Consider the following 13,556-nt stretch of genomic DNA (forward strand, 5'->3'; position numbering starts at 1 on the left):
GGCCCTCCTTCGTCGGGCATGTGCGCCTTTTTGGTAGTACCCACTACCAAAAAGACGCACGGGTGCATCAGCGCCTCGCGCGGGACTTCTTGCGCGGAGGCGGCAGCGCACCCTCGGCGCGCAGCCGGGCCGCGTGCTCGGCGAGTGCCTCGACGAGCGGACCCATCTGTGCCGTCTCCGGCTGGACGTCGACGCGCAGACCGAACTCGATCGCGGTCTCGGCCGTCTTCGGGCCGATGCACGCGACGATTGTGCGGGCGTGCGGCTTGCCGGCGATGCCGACGAGGTTGCGCACCGTCGACGACGACGTGAAGCACACCGCGTCGAAGCCACCCGTCTTGATCATCTCGCGGGTCTCGGCCGGCGGCGGCGCCGCCCGCACCGTGCGGTACGCGGTGACGTCGTCGATCTCCCAGCCGCGCTCGCGCAGGCCCTCGGCGAGGGTCTCGGTGGCGATGTCGGCGCGCGGCAGCAGCACGCGGTTGACCGGGTCGAACACCTCGTCGTACGGCGGGAAGTCGGCCAGCAGGCCCTCGCTGGACTGCTCACCCGACGGCAGCAGCTCGGGAGTGATACCGAACGAGCGCACCTTCTCCGCGGTGGCCTCGCCGACGCACGCGATCTTCACACCGGAGAACGCGCGGGCATCCAGGCCGAACGCCTCGAACTTCTCCCACACCGCGCGGACTGCGTTGGTGGAGGTGAACACGACCCACTGGTAGCGGCCGTCGACCAGGCCCTTGACGGCCCGCTCCATCTGGGCCGGGCTGCGCGGCGGCTCGACCGCGATGGTCGGGACCTCGATCGGGATGGCGCCGTGCGTGACGAGCCGGTTGCTCATGTCGGCGGCCTGCTCCTTGGTGCGCGGCACCAGGACGGTCCAGCCGTACAGGGCACGCGACTCCCACCACGACATCTTGCTGCGCTGCGAGACGACCTTGCCGACGGTGACGATCAGCGGGCCGACCAGTTCGGAACCGGCGTCGTTGAGCGTCGCGAGGGTGGCCTCGACGGTGCGCTGCTGACGCGTGGTGCCGCGGACGGTGATCGCGGCCGGGGTCTGCGGGGCCAGGCCATGCTCGACGAGCGCGCTCGCGGTCTCGGCGAGATGCGCGGCGCTCGCGTGCAGCACCAGCGGGCCGGGGGCCGCGGCCAGCGCCGCCCAGTCGACCTCACCGCGCACGTCGGCCTCGGTGTGCGCCGAGCCCAGCGCCATACCGGCGTAGCTGGGCACCGCGGACCCGGACGGCAGACCCGGCAGCACCTCGAACATCACCTGGGTGCGGGCCACGGCCGAGACCTCGGCGATCACGGAGTCGGTGGTCAGCGGGTCACCCGCGACGAGACGGACCACGTCGTGGCCGTTCTTGGCCTCGGCGACGAGGGTCTTGGCGACCTCCGCGGGCTCGCCGAGCGCGGGGCGGACCTCGGCGATCGGCTCGTCGGTCTCGGGATCACGGCCGAGCTCGGTGCCGACCAGAGCCGTCACGCCCTTGTCGACGTCGGGGTCGGTGAAGGCCAGCGCCGCCGACGCGAGCACGTCCCGCGCGCGGACGGTGAGCAGCGCCGGGTCACCCGGACCCGATCCAACGAAGAGGATCCGTCCGGGGCTGTTCTTACGGACTCGGCTCATCGGTAGTTCTCCAGTGCGGTCTCATGTCGATAGGAAGAAAATGCAAAATCAGGCCTCGAAAGGTCAAGCACGTCAAGCATCGGCATCACCCTCCTCGGCAATCGTCATCAGATCTCGGGCGCCGAGCTCGAGGAGTTCCCGCGCCACGGCGCGCCCCAGCTCGTCCGCACGCTCGGGCGACCCCACGGTGGACGCCCGAATCACATCGGAACCGTCGATCGCGGCGGCGCAGCCGCGCACGGACAGTTCCTCGAACACTCGGCCTTCGTCGTCGATCGACTCGACGACCTCGGCGATCGCGCCCACCGGGGCGGTGCAGCCCGCCTCGAGCTCGGCGAGCAACGCCCGTTCGGCGACGACGGCGGCCCGCGCGGCCGAGTCGTCGAGCTCGGACAGGGCCGCGATCAGCTCCGGGTTGTCGGCGCGGCACTCGACCGCGAGCGCACCCTGCGACGGCGCCGGCAGCATCTGCACGGGCTCGAGCGTCTCGGTGATCTCGGCGGCCCGGCCGATACGGGACAGGCCCGCACGGGCGATCACGATGGCATCGAGTTCACCGGACGCGACCTTGCCCAGGCGCGTGTCGATGTTGCCGCGCAACGGCTCGATCTCCAGGCCGAGGCCGAGAGCCCGCAACTGCGCGCGGCGGCGAGGTGCCGAGGTGCCGACCTTCGAACCGGGCGGCAGCTCGCCGAGCACCAGCCCGTCGCGGGCGACGAGCGCGTCGCGCGGGTCCTCACGTGTGGGGACCGCGGCGATCACGAGGTCGTCGGGCTGCGCGGTGGGCAGGTCCTTGTACGAGTGCACCGCGACGTCGACCTCGCCGGCCAACAGCGCCTCGCGCAGTTCCGCGACGAACACGCCGACCCCGATGCGCTGCACCGGGCCGGAGGTGACGTCGCCCTTGGTCTTGATGATCACCAGTTCGGCGGGATGCCCGGCCGCGATCAACGCGTCCCGGACCGTGCCGGCCTGCGTCGTGGCGAGCAGGCTGCCGCGGGTACCGATCCGCAGAGTGCGGGTGCCGGGAACATTCTGGGTGGTCGTCGACGATGCCGCGTCGGTGGTCATGCCTTCGCGTCCTTTCCTGCTACATCGGTCCCGCCGGCGAACTCGCCGAGGTCGATCGGCGCGGCGACAGCCTCCGCCGATCCGGGCCGCAGTTCGAACAGCTCGCGCAGTGCGGCCGCATACGAGTCGCCACCCGGGGTGGAGGCGAGCTGCTTGACGCGCACAGTCGGCGCGTGGAGAAGTTTGTCGACGACGCGGCGCACGGTCCGGGCCACCTCGTCGCGCTGCGGATCGTCCAGGCCCGGCAGTCGCGAATCCAGCCGCAACAGTTCCGCCTCGACGACCTCGGCGGCGCGCTGGCGCAGTGCGGTGACGGTCGGGGTGACCTCGGCCTGACGCTGTGCGGCCAGGTACTGGGAGAGTTCGGAGGCGACGATCTCGCGGGCGGCGTCGGCGTCGGACGCCGCGGCACCCGCACCCGGATCCCGTTGCAGCGCAGCCATGTCGAGCACGACCACCTCGGGCAGGCCGGCGACGGACGGTTCCACGTCGCGGGGCAGACCCAGGTCGCAGATCACGAGCGGACGGTTCGGCTCGCGTCCCGGCCGGGCGAGGGCCCGGTGGGTGTCGGCGAGCGTGACGACGGAACCGACCGCGCCGGTACAGGTGACGAGCACGTCGGACTGCGCCATCGCGTCGGAGAGGTCCTCGAATCCGACTGCGACGGCGTCGATTCCGTTGGCGACGGCGGTGGCGGCCAGGTGCTCGGCACGCTCGCGGGTGCGGTTGACGACCAGGATGCGTCCGATGTCGGCGCGGGTGAGGTGCGCGACCGACAGGCTGCCCATCGCGCCGGCGCCGACCACGACGGCGGTGCGTCCGACCAGGCCCCCGTCACCGAGGATCCCGGCGGCGCGGTCGAGCGCGACGGAGACGACCGACGCGCCGGCGGCGTCGATGCCGGTCTCGGAGTGCACCCGCTTGCCGACCCGCAGCGCCTGCTGCGCCAGCTCGTGCAGGGCCCGCCCGGCGGCCTGCTGGGCGTCCGCGGCGGCGTACGCGGCGCGGATCTGCCCGAGGATCTGCTGCTCGCCGATCACCATCGAGTCCAGACCGCTCGCAACCGCGAACAGGTGCTCGGCCGCGGCCTCGCTGTATCGGACGTAGGCGTGCTTGTGCAGTTCGGCGAGATCGAGTTCGGCGTGCTCGGCCAGGAGGTCCCCGATATCGGTGAGCGCACCGTGGAACGCGTCGACCACCGCGTAGATCTCGATGCGGTTGCACGTCGAGACGATCATCGCCTCCGAGATGTGAGCCGAGGCCAGCATCTTGTCCGTCAGCTTCGGGCGATCGGTGTCCGTGACCGCGATCCGCTCGAGGACGGATACGGGAGCACTACGGTGCGAGATCCCGACGAGAAGCACACTCACGGCCTGATCACCGATCCGTTTCTGGTCGAAGCGCCGACCGCCGCGGAAGCGGCGGCAGGCCGGGGGTTACCTTGCTCGTCCGGAGTCGAGTTCCGGGCCATGTTGAACGACAGCACCTGCATCTCCATCGCGAGATCGACCCGACGCATCTCCACGTGGTCGGGGATCTCCAGCGCGAGCGGGGAGAAGCTGAGAATGCAGCGCAGCCCGGCGCCGACCAGCTGGTCGCACACGTCCTGGGCGGCGGAGTCGGGGGTGGCGATGACGCCGATCGTGGCTTCGAGGGCCCGGCACGATTCGGTCAGTTCGGCGACGTCGCGGACGGTCAGCCCACCGATGGTGGATCCGACGCAGGCCGGGTCGTTGTCGAACAGCCCGACCATCGAGAAACCGCGACGGTCGAAACCTCCGTACCCGGCGAGCGCGCGCCCGAGATTGCCGATGCCGACCAGCACGACGCGGTGGCCTTGGTCCAGGCCGAGTGCCGACTCGATGCGGGCCCGCAGCCGGGAGACGTCGTAGCCGACGCCGCGCACACCGTTGGGGCCGAGGAACGACAGATCCTTGCGGAGCTTGGCCGATCCGACACCGGACGCCGTGGCCAGTTCCTCGCTCGAGACGATCAGCGCACCCTCGTCGGCGAGCACTCCGAGGACCCGCAGGTACGTCGCGAGGCGCGTCACCGTAGCCTGGGGGATGTCACGTTGCTGAGGAGCGGACGGACCAGCCCCGGCGACGCCGCGAGCCACTGCCCCCTGCGCCTGGTGCTGTTCGGTCACGTCGATGGCTCCTCGTCCGGTCGGCCGTGTACCCCAGCCTTCGCGCCGAAGGTCCGGGGGATTTGTTCACACCACGGTAACCGCTTGTGAAGCCATGCACAAAGTTGCTCAACCGCATTCAGACGTGCTCTCACCTGCAAAGCGACTGGATTCGAGGGTCTGGGGTGACCCTTCCCACTCCCCTGTCGACCCGCGCCCCGCAGGGCGGAATTCAGCCCGCGGCGAGGTCCGCGCGCAGCCGATCCTCGTCGACCTCCCAGTAGCTGTGCTCCTTGCCGTCGAGCAGGACCACCGGCAACCGATCCCCGTACTCGGCCCGTAGATCGGGGTCGTCGGCCGCGGCCTCGTCGACGTCGATGCAGGTCAGTTCGAGATCGAACTCGCGGCAGATCTCGCCGAGCAACTCGCGAGCGGGAACGCACGCCCCGCAGCCGGCACGAGTGAGGAGGGTGATCCGGGTTCGCGACTGATGCATGGACACCAGTGTTCCTCGAGGGTCCGGGCGCCGATTCGACGGCGCCGGAACCGCGCGGGTTCCGTACCGTTCCGTTTCGAGACGAACATCACACGCCTCCGGTCCGGCCACAATCCGACGGGATGCACTCGTGCACTCGGGCTAGGGTGAGCCAGAGGTGTCTGCGACGCGGGAGGTGCGTGTGCCTGGGCGATCACTGCCGAACGGCGCGAGATTCGGTACGGGTCTGTCCGGGATCCTGCGTCCCGGCCGCCGCCGGATCCGGAATCTGCTGGGTCCGAGCGAGGCCGAGCTGCGCGCCAATCTCGCCGGTGAGGCCAGCGCCGACGCGGCACTCGCACTCCAGGAGGCTGAGGCCCTCGAAGCGGCCGCTCTCGAGGCGGCGGAGGCGCAAGCCCTCGAAGAGGCCCTGGAGAGCGCGCCCGAGGCGGTAGTCGAAATCGAGGAACCGCCGGCCGCGCCCGCCGAGCCCGCCGTTCCCCGCGACCTCACCGCCGCCGCGTTCTTCGACGTCGACAACACGATGGTGCAGGGTGCGTCGATCATCCACTTCGCGCGCGGCCTCGCGGCCCGCAAGTACCTCAGGACCTCGGACCTGGTCGACTTCGCGTGGAAGCAGGTCAAGTTCCGCATCACCGGCAAGGAGAACAGCGACGACGTCGCCGAGGGCCGCGAGAAGGCCCTCTCCTTCGTCGCCGGACGTTCGACCGCCGAGCTGGCGCGTCTGGGCGAAGAGATCTACGACGAGGTCATCGCCGACAAGATCTGGGCCGGCACCCGCGCGCTCGCGCAGATGCACCTCGATGCCGGCCAGCAGGTATGGCTCGTCACGGCCACTCCGGTCGAGTTGGCCCAGGTGATCGCCAAGCGCCTCGGACTGACCGGCGCGCTCGGTACCGTCGCCGAGAGCAGGGACGGCGTGTTCACCGGCCGCCTCGTCGGCGACATCCTGCACGGCCTGGGCAAGGCCCACGCCGTGCGCACTCTCGCCATCCGGGAGGGCCTGAACCTCAAGCGCTGCACGGCGTACTCGGACAGCTACAACGACGTGCCGATGCTGTCGCTGGTCGGTACCGCCATCGCCGTCAATCCCGACGCGGACCTGCGCGAGCTGGCCAAGAACCGTGGGTGGGAGGTGCGCGACTTCCGCACCGGGCGCAAGGCCGCGAAGGTCGGCATCCCGACCGCGCTGTTGCTCGGTGCCGTGGGCGGCGCCGTCGGCGCGATCCTCAGCCGTCGACGCGATCGGGCCCTGCTCGCGGAACTGACCGCGGCCGCGCCGGACCGGGCTCAGCCCATGAAGACGTTGCGGCGCTGCGCCAGCAGGCGGTAGAGGGTCTGCTGGATCGTCTCCCGGACGTGGTCGGTGACCTCGAACAGCACCATCGGATCGTCGGCCTCGGCGACGTCGTAGGTGTCGGTGACGATCGGGGTGCCGAACTCGATGTACCACTTGGACGGCAGCGGCACCAGACCGAGCGGGCCGAGATGCGGGAAGAGCGGTGTCACCGGGAAGTACGGCATGTCCAGCAGCCGCGCGAGGGGCGCGATGTCGCCGATCTTGGGGTAGATCTCCTCGGACCCGACGATCGAGCACGGAATGATCGGCGCCCCGGCGCGCATGGCCGCCGAGACGAATCCGCCGCGGCCGAACCGTTGCAGCTTGTAGCGCTCGGAGAACGGCTTGCCGATGCCCTTGTAACCCTCGGGGAACACCGCCGCGACCTCGCCTTCCCGGAGTAGCCGCTCGGCGTCCGGGTGGCACGCGAGGGTGTGCCCGGCCTTGCGGGCGATGTTCCCGATGACCGGCATCTCGAACGCCAGATCGGCCGCGAGCATACGCAGGGCTCGATGTTGCGGGTGGTGGTCGTGCACCGCGACCGAGGTCATGAGAGCGTCGATCGGAACGACGCCGGCGTGATTGGCCACCACCAGGGCGCCGCCTTGCGCGGGAATGTTCTCGACGCCGCGGACCTCCACGCGGAACCACTTCTCGAACAGCGGCCTCAGCGCCGGCAGGAACACGCCGTCGGTGAAGTGCGGGTCGTAGCCGAAATCGTCCACCTCGTAGTCACCGGCGATGCGGCGGCGCAGGAATCCCGCGACCCCGGCGACCTGGTCCGCGACCAGGCTGCGGAGTCCGTCGAGTGGTGAGCCGCCGTGCCCGCCCGCGGCCTCCGCGGTGTCGGGCTCGGGAACTGCCTCGGTGGTCGCCTGGGCGGCGCCGTCGCGTTCGGCAACCGGGCGCGGGTCCGTCGGGGTCGGCGAACGTCGATGCGCGGCGCGATCACGAGCCGGGCGCGCGCCCACGCCGCCGTGCAACGGAATCACCTTCGCCACCTCGTTCACGAAAGTCCCCTGCCTGTGTGTCTACTCGCTGTGCGTCTGTCTGATCCGTACCGGTCTGTCTCCGGCCCGCCGCTCATCGATCCAGGGTCGTGGGCGTGGCGCCGGTGAGGGCGAGGGCCGTCGACTCGGCGCGGTCCACCCACTCGGGCTTGATCACCGGGGTCAGGCCGGTGCCGCGCACGAAGTCGTCGAGCGCCTGGAGCGTCGTCCACCGCGGCTCGAACCCGAGGTCGGCACGCATGCGGGTGGTGTCGAGTCCGCATCCGAAATGGAAGTAGTCGAGCTGCTCGCGGGTGAACGACCGCATCTGCGACCCCATCAGCGCCCGCCCGGCGCTCCGGAACAGCGAGAACGGCATCGGCACCTCGACCCGTCCGGCACGGCGGATCGCCTGCGACATCATCACCGCCCCGTCCCCCGCGATATTGAACGTGCCGGCCGGACCGGCGACCGTGGCCCGCTCGAGAGCCGCGAGGGCGTCTTCCTCGTGCAGCAGTTGCATGCGCGCGTCGCGGCCGAAGATGCTGGGGACGATCGGCGCCGACAGGTACCGCGCCACCCAGCCGTGCAGCCGTGGCCCCATCAGCGGGGCCAGACGCAGGATCGACACCGCGATGTCGGGACGACGTCGTCCCAGGCCGCGGGCATACCCCTCGATCTCGATGCAGTCGCGGGCCCAGGCACCCTGCGGGGGCCGTCGGGCGCTCATCTCCTCGGTGAACTTGGCCGGGTCCTTGGGGCTGCCGCCGTACACGGCGGACGCGGACCGCACCACTACCTTGCGCACGGACGGCGCCTTCTGGCACACCGCGAACAGCTGCATCGCGCCGATGACGTTCATGTCCTTCATCGCCGCCCGGCTGCCAGACTTGGGCGCCTGCGCCACCGTGGAGGCGTGCACGACGGTGTCGACCTCGGCGCCCCGAATCACCTTCCCGATGATCGGGTTGCGAATGTCGGCGCGGACGAACTCGGCGCGGCCCATCCGGCGCATCATGTCCTTGCTCGGCGAGACGGCGTCGACCGCGACGACCCGCTCGACCCTGGGATCCTGCGCGAGTCGCGCCACCAGGAACCCACCCGGGAACCGACTCGCTCCCGTCACCAGCACCACCTTCGGTGGCTGCACACCGCGATCGTCAGGACTCACCCGCTCCCCCGTCCACTCGCCCCTCGGGTGAGCCTAACCAATCCGGGAGCCCAGACAAGGGTTCTGCTCGAGCCTTTACAACCTGGCAACACGACACCCGGCCACGACCGGACACATCTCCCCCGAACACGCGGATGCCCGCCACCGACTCGGTGACGGGCATCCGCGTGCAAGAGCCTCTATCGGCTTACTTGCCGAGCTTCCGACGCTGAACTCGCGTGCGACGAAGCAGCTTGCGGTGCTTCTTCTTCGACATACGCTTGCGGCGCTTCTTGATCACTGAACCCATGGTGGGTGTCCCTCTTCTCTAGCGTTCAGCGCACGCCGGTCACGTACGCCTGTGTCTTCATCTGGCGCTTCAAGGCCTCGTTTTGCCACTGGCCGCTCTCACGACCCCAGCGCCTGACGACACCGGCTGGCTGGTACGACGACTCACGATCGTACCGGGACGGGTCCGCTCGGCGAAAACCGAGGTTCACCGTTTCTGTTCCGACGCCTCAGCCGGCGTCGAAATACGAGGTCTCGAGATAGTCGTGCACCGCCTTGGCATGAACACGGAAGGAACGCCCGACGCGAACGGCGGGCAGTTCACCACTGTGAACGAGGCGGTACACGGTCATCTTCGAAACCCTCATCAGCGTCGCTACCTCCGCAACGGTGAGGAACTGCGTCCCGGCAAGGTTCGAGCCACCGGGGCCGTCTTGCTTACCGGACTTGTCTGACTTTGCCGGGTTTGCCGGGTTTTCCGGGGATCCCATCTGTCCACATACCTCCGGCACGTGTCGCGCCGCCGGCTTCCCCTCCGGCGGAACAGACACGCACGTGCTGATACGCAGCTTAGCGTTGCCAGAGGGGTTGATGCGACGGGTGTTGCAAACAAGATCGACAATCTCGATCTACTCGGGGGTTGCCCCGAGCTCCGCCGACCGATCGCGTGCGGCCGCGAGGGCCTCGTAGAAGGCTGTCCGCAGGCCCCCACGCTCCAGCTCGCGGACCGCCGCGGCGGTGGTACCGCCCGGCGACGTGACGGCGGTTCGCAGATCGGTCGCGCTCTCCTCGGACTCCGCGAGCATCGCCGCGGAGCCGACCATCGTCTGCACCACCAGCTCGCTCGCCGTCGCGCGCGCGAGACCGAGCGCGACACCCGCGTCGATCATCGCCTCGACCGCGAGGAAGAAGTACGCGGGACCGGAGCCCGACACCGCGGTCACGGCGTCGATCTGCGACTCCGGCACCGTGGTCACGGTGCCGACGGACGCGAGGATCGAACGCACCAGGTCCAGGTGCTCCGGCTTGACGTGCCGTCCGGGTGCGACGACGCTCGCGCCCTGCCCGACGAGCATCGGGGTGTTCGGCATGACGCGGACGACCGGGAACCCGGCCGGCAGCTTCACCTCGTACCGCGCCGTCGGAATGCCGGCCGCGAGGGAGACCAGGATCTGCTCCTGCTCGCCGTCGAGGTCGACCTTGCCCAGCGCGGTGAGGACGGAGTCGACGTCGGTGGGCTTGACCGCGACGACGATGACGTCGGCGCCCTCCGCCGCGTCCTCGATCGTGGTGACGCGGATCGAGTACGTCGCCGTCAGCTCCTCGGCACGAGCCGGGTACTGCTCGGCCACCACCAGGTCCCGGGCGGAATGGCCGCCCTGCAACAGTCCAGAGACCAGGGCCTCACCGATCCGGCCGCCACCGATCACCGCAATTCTCGTCATGGCGTCCACCCTGCCACGACGGATGATCGGGGCCGTGCCCCGGTACCGGACCGCGGGAGCGAACAGGGAGTCAGCGGCGAATCAGCGGGGAATCATCGCGAGCTGACGACTCTGCACCACGACCGCGCCGGTGGAGTCGAGGACGGTGTGGTCCTCCTCGAACCACGTGTCGCCCAGCACCGTCGAACTGGCCATGACCCGCAGCCAACCGGGCGCCGGCTGCCGGCGCAGGTACGTCGTCAGCTGGACGGTGGGCGCCCACCCGAACATGCCGCGGTTCATCGTCACGGGCGCGCAGATGTCGCCGGTCATGATCGCGAACAGCGCCGCGGTGGCCGGGTCCTGTTCGTCGGCGGTCCACGGCCGCGCCCACATCCGCACCTGCGGCTCGCCCTGCTGCCCCCGCAGGAAGTGCGCGGACGACCCGTCGACGCTCAGGTCGCAGCCCTGCGACACGTGCACGATCTGGGCCATCGGATGGTCGGCGGCCAGCGCCTGTGCCTCGGCGGTCGGCTCGACCGGCAACTGCCCGAGCGCCTGCGCCTCGGTGTAGTGCGGTTCGCCGGCGTCGGGTACGCCCAGCGTGACGGCGGCGTGCACGGCGGGCCGGCCGTTCTGGGACAGCTCGACGTCGACGAGCGAGACCTGACGCCCGCGCTTGCGGACGGTCGCGACGACGTCGACGTCACCGGGGTCGGGCGCGGCCAGGTAGTTGGCGCTGACGGCGAGCGGTTGGACGGCCGGGTCGACGACCATCTCGGGCGATGCGGTCTCGATCAGTTCCCGGCGAGCCGCAGCCGCGCAGACGGCCATCATGCAGCCGCCGTGCACCTTGGGCCCGATGGTCCAGATCGGGTCGATGTGGGCGGAGTACCGGCCGGCGAGACCGTCGCCCTGCGAGGTGAGGTCGGTGAGGTCCCGGAACGGGTGAAGGGTCACGACTCGTCCTGTCTGTGTGGGGTGGCGTCGGGGGCGGTGAAGTCGCCGAACGTGCGTCCGGAGAAGGTTTCTGCGCCGATGTCCTGGTGCGCCAGCCGGCGCAGCGCCGCGAGCACGGGTTCGTAGATCGCGGTGCCGAGCACCGCGTACTCGATTGCAGACTCGACGGAATCGGTGGGCATCAGTTCGAGGTCGATCTCGGCGATCGCGCGGATGTGCCGCGCGTACACCTCGAGGCGCTCGTCGGTCATCGGGATGCCGACGTCCTCGGCGGCAGCGAGCGCCCGTTCCAGTTGGGCCACTGCGGGATACGACGGTTCGTACACCTGCCCGAGCCGTTCGAGGACGGCCCGGGCCCGGGGGTAGCCGGCGGCGGCGCGATCGCCGTCGACGGGGTACGGCGGCAGCGCCGCCAACGCCCGCCCGAGGGTGTCGAAGACGGTGTCGGCCGGGTGGTCGACCAGCCCGACGATCGTGCGGATCTTTCCCAGTGGCAGCCCGACCCCGGCCAGCGCCTTGATGAGCGCGAGGCGCCGCACGTGCTGCTCGCCGTACACCGCCTGCGTGGCACTGCTCGCCTCGCCCGGCATGAGCAGGCCCTCGCGCAGGTAGTACTTGACCGTCGCGAGGGGGACGCCGCTGGCGGCGACCAGTTCGGACACTCGCATCGCGGACCTCCCCTGCTTGACACGCGACCGCATCGGGCCGACCATGGATCCGTACTGGATAGCTGAACTATCCAATATTGGGTTCGAGCCTACCGCACACGAGGAGCTCACCATGGATCCCGTACTCACCATCGTCGTCGGCGTCACCGTGCTCACAGTGGTCGGAATCGCGTCCGGCGGCGCGTTCCTGCTCCGCATCCTCACCGGCCACCGGGGTGCGAACGACCTGCAGAAGAGCTTCTTCCGGGCGGGTCACGCGCACGCCGGAGTGCTGGTCACGCTCGGGATCCTGCTCGCGACCCTCACCGCGGTCGTCGACGCGAGCCCCGGTTGGGCGGCGGCCGGCGCGATCGCCGTCCTGGTGGCGGCGATCTTCATCCCGGCCGGGTTCTTCCTGTCCGTCCTCGGCCGCGATCCCGCACGGCCCGGACCGATGGTCGCGTCGATCTGGGTCGGCGCGGCGTGCCTGGTCACCGGGCTGGTGATCTCCGGGATCACCGTGATCAGCGCGGGTGTGTCCGCGCTGTAGGTCTCAGCGCAGGTGCTCGCGCGCGAAGCTCAGCGCCTGGCCCAGCATCGACGCGCGCTCGGGCCGGGTCCGCGCGTTCTGCGTGTTGATCTCGACGACGACCTGGCCGGTGAAACCGCTGTCGACCAGGTGCCGGCACACCTCGACACACGGTTGCGAGCCGTGGCCGGGGATGAGGTGTTCGTCGACCGACGCGCCGCGGCCGTCGGCGAGATGCAGGTGCGAGAGTCCGGGGCCCATCCGGCGCGCCAACTCGAGCGCGTCCATGCCGGCGGTGGCGGTGTGCGACAGATCCAGCGTGTAGTGCTGGTGCCCGGAGTCGGTGGGGTCGTACGACGGGCTGAACGCCGACACCGCCGCGCCGGGTCCACCGCGTCGGCGCAGCCGCTGTGCCGTCCGCTCCCGCCCGCCGAAGAAGCTGTCGGCGCGCATCGGGAACATGTTCTCGACGGCAACCACGGCGCCGATCTTCTCCTCGAGCCCCGACACCTGGTCGGCGAACCCGTCGGCGTACCGACGCTGCCAGCGGAACGGCGGATGGACCACGACGTTCGACGCCCCCAGCGCCTCGGCGACCTCGACCGAACGGTCCAGCTTCGCGATGGGGTCGGAGCCCCAGACCCGCTGCGAGATCAGCAGGCATGGCACGTGCAGGGCCTGCACCGGCACCGCGTACTTGCGGACCAGACGCTTGACCGCCGAGACGTCCTGGCTGACCGACTCGGCCCACACCATCAACTCGACGCCGTCGTAGCCGACCTCGGCGGCGTACCGGAACGCCGCCTCGGTGTTCTCCGGGTAGACGGACGCCGTGGACAACCCGACGAGGATCTTCCGATCCGGCATGCGCGCCCTCCCCACGACCTTCTCTCCGCCTACGG

The 13,556-nt window shown here is 70.2% G+C and carries 15 protein-coding genes; 2 read left to right on the top strand and 13 right to left on the bottom strand.

Annotated features, from left to right (window positions below):
- Window positions 1-67: 67 nt before the first annotated feature.
- From ACQ5DX_RS18270 to ACQ5DX_RS18290, 5 genes are all read right to left on the bottom strand, one after another.
- Window positions 68-1,633 carry a uroporphyrinogen-III synthase gene (locus ACQ5DX_RS18270; RefSeq protein WP_430333907.1) on the bottom strand — a complete coding sequence of 522 codons (1,566 nt, stop codon included), beginning with the start codon at window positions 1,631-1,633 and terminating at the stop codon, window positions 68-70.
- Window positions 1,634-1,705: 72 nt separating this feature from the next.
- The gene (gene hemC / locus ACQ5DX_RS18275) at window positions 1,706-2,704 is read right to left on the bottom strand and encodes a hydroxymethylbilane synthase (protein ID WP_430333908.1); all 999 of its coding nucleotides are present in this window, start codon (window positions 2,702-2,704) and stop codon (window positions 1,706-1,708) included.
- Window positions 2,701-4,074, bottom strand: a complete 1,374-nt coding sequence (locus tag ACQ5DX_RS18280; protein ID WP_430333909.1) for a glutamyl-tRNA reductase — start codon at window positions 4,072-4,074, stop codon at window positions 2,701-2,703. Before ACQ5DX_RS18280 ends, hemC begins: the two co-directional genes overlap by 4 nt.
- Window positions 4,071-4,853, bottom strand: a complete 783-nt coding sequence (locus ACQ5DX_RS18285) for a redox-sensing transcriptional repressor Rex (RefSeq protein WP_430333910.1) — start codon at window positions 4,851-4,853, stop codon at window positions 4,071-4,073. The genes ACQ5DX_RS18280 and ACQ5DX_RS18285 overlap by 4 nt, the downstream gene beginning before the upstream one ends.
- Before the next feature lie 211 nt (window positions 4,854-5,064).
- Window positions 5,065-5,328 (bottom strand): glutaredoxin family protein, encoded by a 264-nt coding sequence (locus tag ACQ5DX_RS18290; protein WP_430333911.1) that lies wholly within the window; start codon window positions 5,326-5,328, stop codon window positions 5,065-5,067.
- A 181-nt stretch (window positions 5,329-5,509) separates the two neighbouring features.
- Here ACQ5DX_RS18290 and ACQ5DX_RS18295 point away from each other — a divergent pair, with 181 nt between their 5' ends.
- The gene (locus tag ACQ5DX_RS18295; protein ID WP_430333912.1) at window positions 5,510-6,661 is read left to right on the top strand and encodes an HAD family hydrolase; all 1,152 of its coding nucleotides are present in this window, start codon (window positions 5,510-5,512) and stop codon (window positions 6,659-6,661) included.
- On the opposite strand, the gene ACQ5DX_RS18300 is transcribed toward ACQ5DX_RS18295, so the two are convergent.
- The 7 genes from ACQ5DX_RS18300 to ACQ5DX_RS18330 form a co-directional block, all read right to left on the bottom strand.
- A complete protein-coding gene (locus ACQ5DX_RS18300) occupies window positions 6,619-7,677 on the bottom strand; it encodes a lysophospholipid acyltransferase family protein (RefSeq protein WP_430333913.1) in 1,059 nt (352 codons plus the stop codon). The two genes, ACQ5DX_RS18295 and ACQ5DX_RS18300, sit on opposite strands and share 43 nt — an antisense overlap.
- A 73-nt stretch (window positions 7,678-7,750) precedes the next feature.
- Window positions 7,751-8,806 (bottom strand): NAD-dependent epimerase/dehydratase family protein, encoded by a 1,056-nt coding sequence (locus tag ACQ5DX_RS18305; protein WP_430333914.1) that lies wholly within the window; start codon window positions 8,804-8,806, stop codon window positions 7,751-7,753.
- A gap of 208 nt (window positions 8,807-9,014) precedes the next feature.
- Window positions 9,015-9,116, bottom strand: coding sequence for a 30S ribosomal protein bS22 (locus ACQ5DX_RS18310; RefSeq protein ID WP_003402602.1), 102 nt, complete (start codon window positions 9,114-9,116; stop codon window positions 9,015-9,017).
- Window positions 9,117-9,324: 208 nt separating this feature from the next.
- A complete protein-coding gene (locus ACQ5DX_RS18315) occupies window positions 9,325-9,585 on the bottom strand; it encodes a helix-turn-helix domain-containing protein (RefSeq protein WP_430333915.1) in 261 nt (86 codons plus the stop codon).
- A 138-nt stretch (window positions 9,586-9,723) separates the two neighbouring features.
- On the bottom strand, window positions 9,724-10,539 hold the full coding sequence (gene proC, locus ACQ5DX_RS18320) for a pyrroline-5-carboxylate reductase (RefSeq protein ID WP_430333916.1): 816 nt from the start codon (window positions 10,537-10,539) through the stop codon (window positions 9,724-9,726).
- Between the two features lie 81 nt (window positions 10,540-10,620).
- A complete protein-coding gene (locus tag ACQ5DX_RS18325) occupies window positions 10,621-11,478 on the bottom strand; it encodes a thioesterase family protein (protein ID WP_430333917.1) in 858 nt (285 codons plus the stop codon).
- Complete coding sequence (locus ACQ5DX_RS18330) at window positions 11,475-12,146, bottom strand: MerR family transcriptional regulator (RefSeq protein ID WP_430333918.1); 672 nt, start codon at window positions 12,144-12,146, stop codon at window positions 11,475-11,477. Before ACQ5DX_RS18330 ends, ACQ5DX_RS18325 begins: the two co-directional genes overlap by 4 nt.
- Before the next feature lie 112 nt (window positions 12,147-12,258).
- Here ACQ5DX_RS18330 and ACQ5DX_RS18335 point away from each other — a divergent pair, with 112 nt between their 5' ends.
- Window positions 12,259-12,675: a hypothetical protein gene (locus ACQ5DX_RS18335; protein ID WP_430333919.1), complete on the top strand. Its 417-nt coding sequence runs from the start codon at window positions 12,259-12,261 to the stop codon at window positions 12,673-12,675.
- A 3-nt stretch (window positions 12,676-12,678) separates the two neighbouring features.
- Here ACQ5DX_RS18335 and ACQ5DX_RS18340 read toward each other — a convergent pair whose 3' ends face one another.
- Window positions 12,679-13,521: a sugar phosphate isomerase/epimerase family protein gene (locus ACQ5DX_RS18340; RefSeq protein ID WP_430333920.1), complete on the bottom strand. Its 843-nt coding sequence runs from the start codon at window positions 13,519-13,521 to the stop codon at window positions 12,679-12,681.
- Window positions 13,522-13,556: the final 35 nt, after the last annotated feature.

The organism is Rhodococcus sp. ACT016, assembly GCF_050477185.1.
Taxonomy (GTDB): domain Bacteria; phylum Actinomycetota; class Actinomycetes; order Mycobacteriales; family Mycobacteriaceae; genus Prescottella.

Excerpts from the sequence above, each read along its gene's own strand:
- ACQ5DX_RS18270 (WP_430333907.1), bottom strand. The coding sequence starts at position 1,633 with ATGAGCCGAGTCCGTAAGAACAGCCCCGGACGGATCCTCTTCGTTGGA.
- hemC (WP_430333908.1), bottom strand. The coding sequence starts at position 2,704 with ATGACCACCGACGCGGCATCGTCGACGACCACCCAGAATGTTCCCGGC.
- ACQ5DX_RS18290 (WP_430333911.1), bottom strand. The coding sequence starts at position 5,328 with ATGCATCAGTCGCGAACCCGGATCACCCTCCTCACTCGTGCCGGCTGC.
- ACQ5DX_RS18310 (WP_003402602.1), bottom strand. The coding sequence starts at position 9,116 with ATGGGTTCAGTGATCAAGAAGCGCCGCAAGCGTATGTCGAAGAAGAAG.
- ACQ5DX_RS18315 (WP_430333915.1), bottom strand. The coding sequence starts at position 9,585 with ATGGGATCCCCGGAAAACCCGGCAAACCCGGCAAAGTCAGACAAGTCC.
- proC (WP_430333916.1), bottom strand. The coding sequence starts at position 10,539 with ATGACGAGAATTGCGGTGATCGGTGGCGGCCGGATCGGTGAGGCCCTG.
- ACQ5DX_RS18330 (WP_430333918.1), bottom strand. The coding sequence starts at position 12,146 with ATGCGAGTGTCCGAACTGGTCGCCGCCAGCGGCGTCCCCCTCGCGACG.
- ACQ5DX_RS18335 (WP_430333919.1), top strand. The coding sequence starts at position 12,259 with ATGGATCCCGTACTCACCATCGTCGTCGGCGTCACCGTGCTCACAGTG.
- ACQ5DX_RS18340 (WP_430333920.1), bottom strand. The coding sequence starts at position 13,521 with ATGCCGGATCGGAAGATCCTCGTCGGGTTGTCCACGGCGTCCGTCTAC.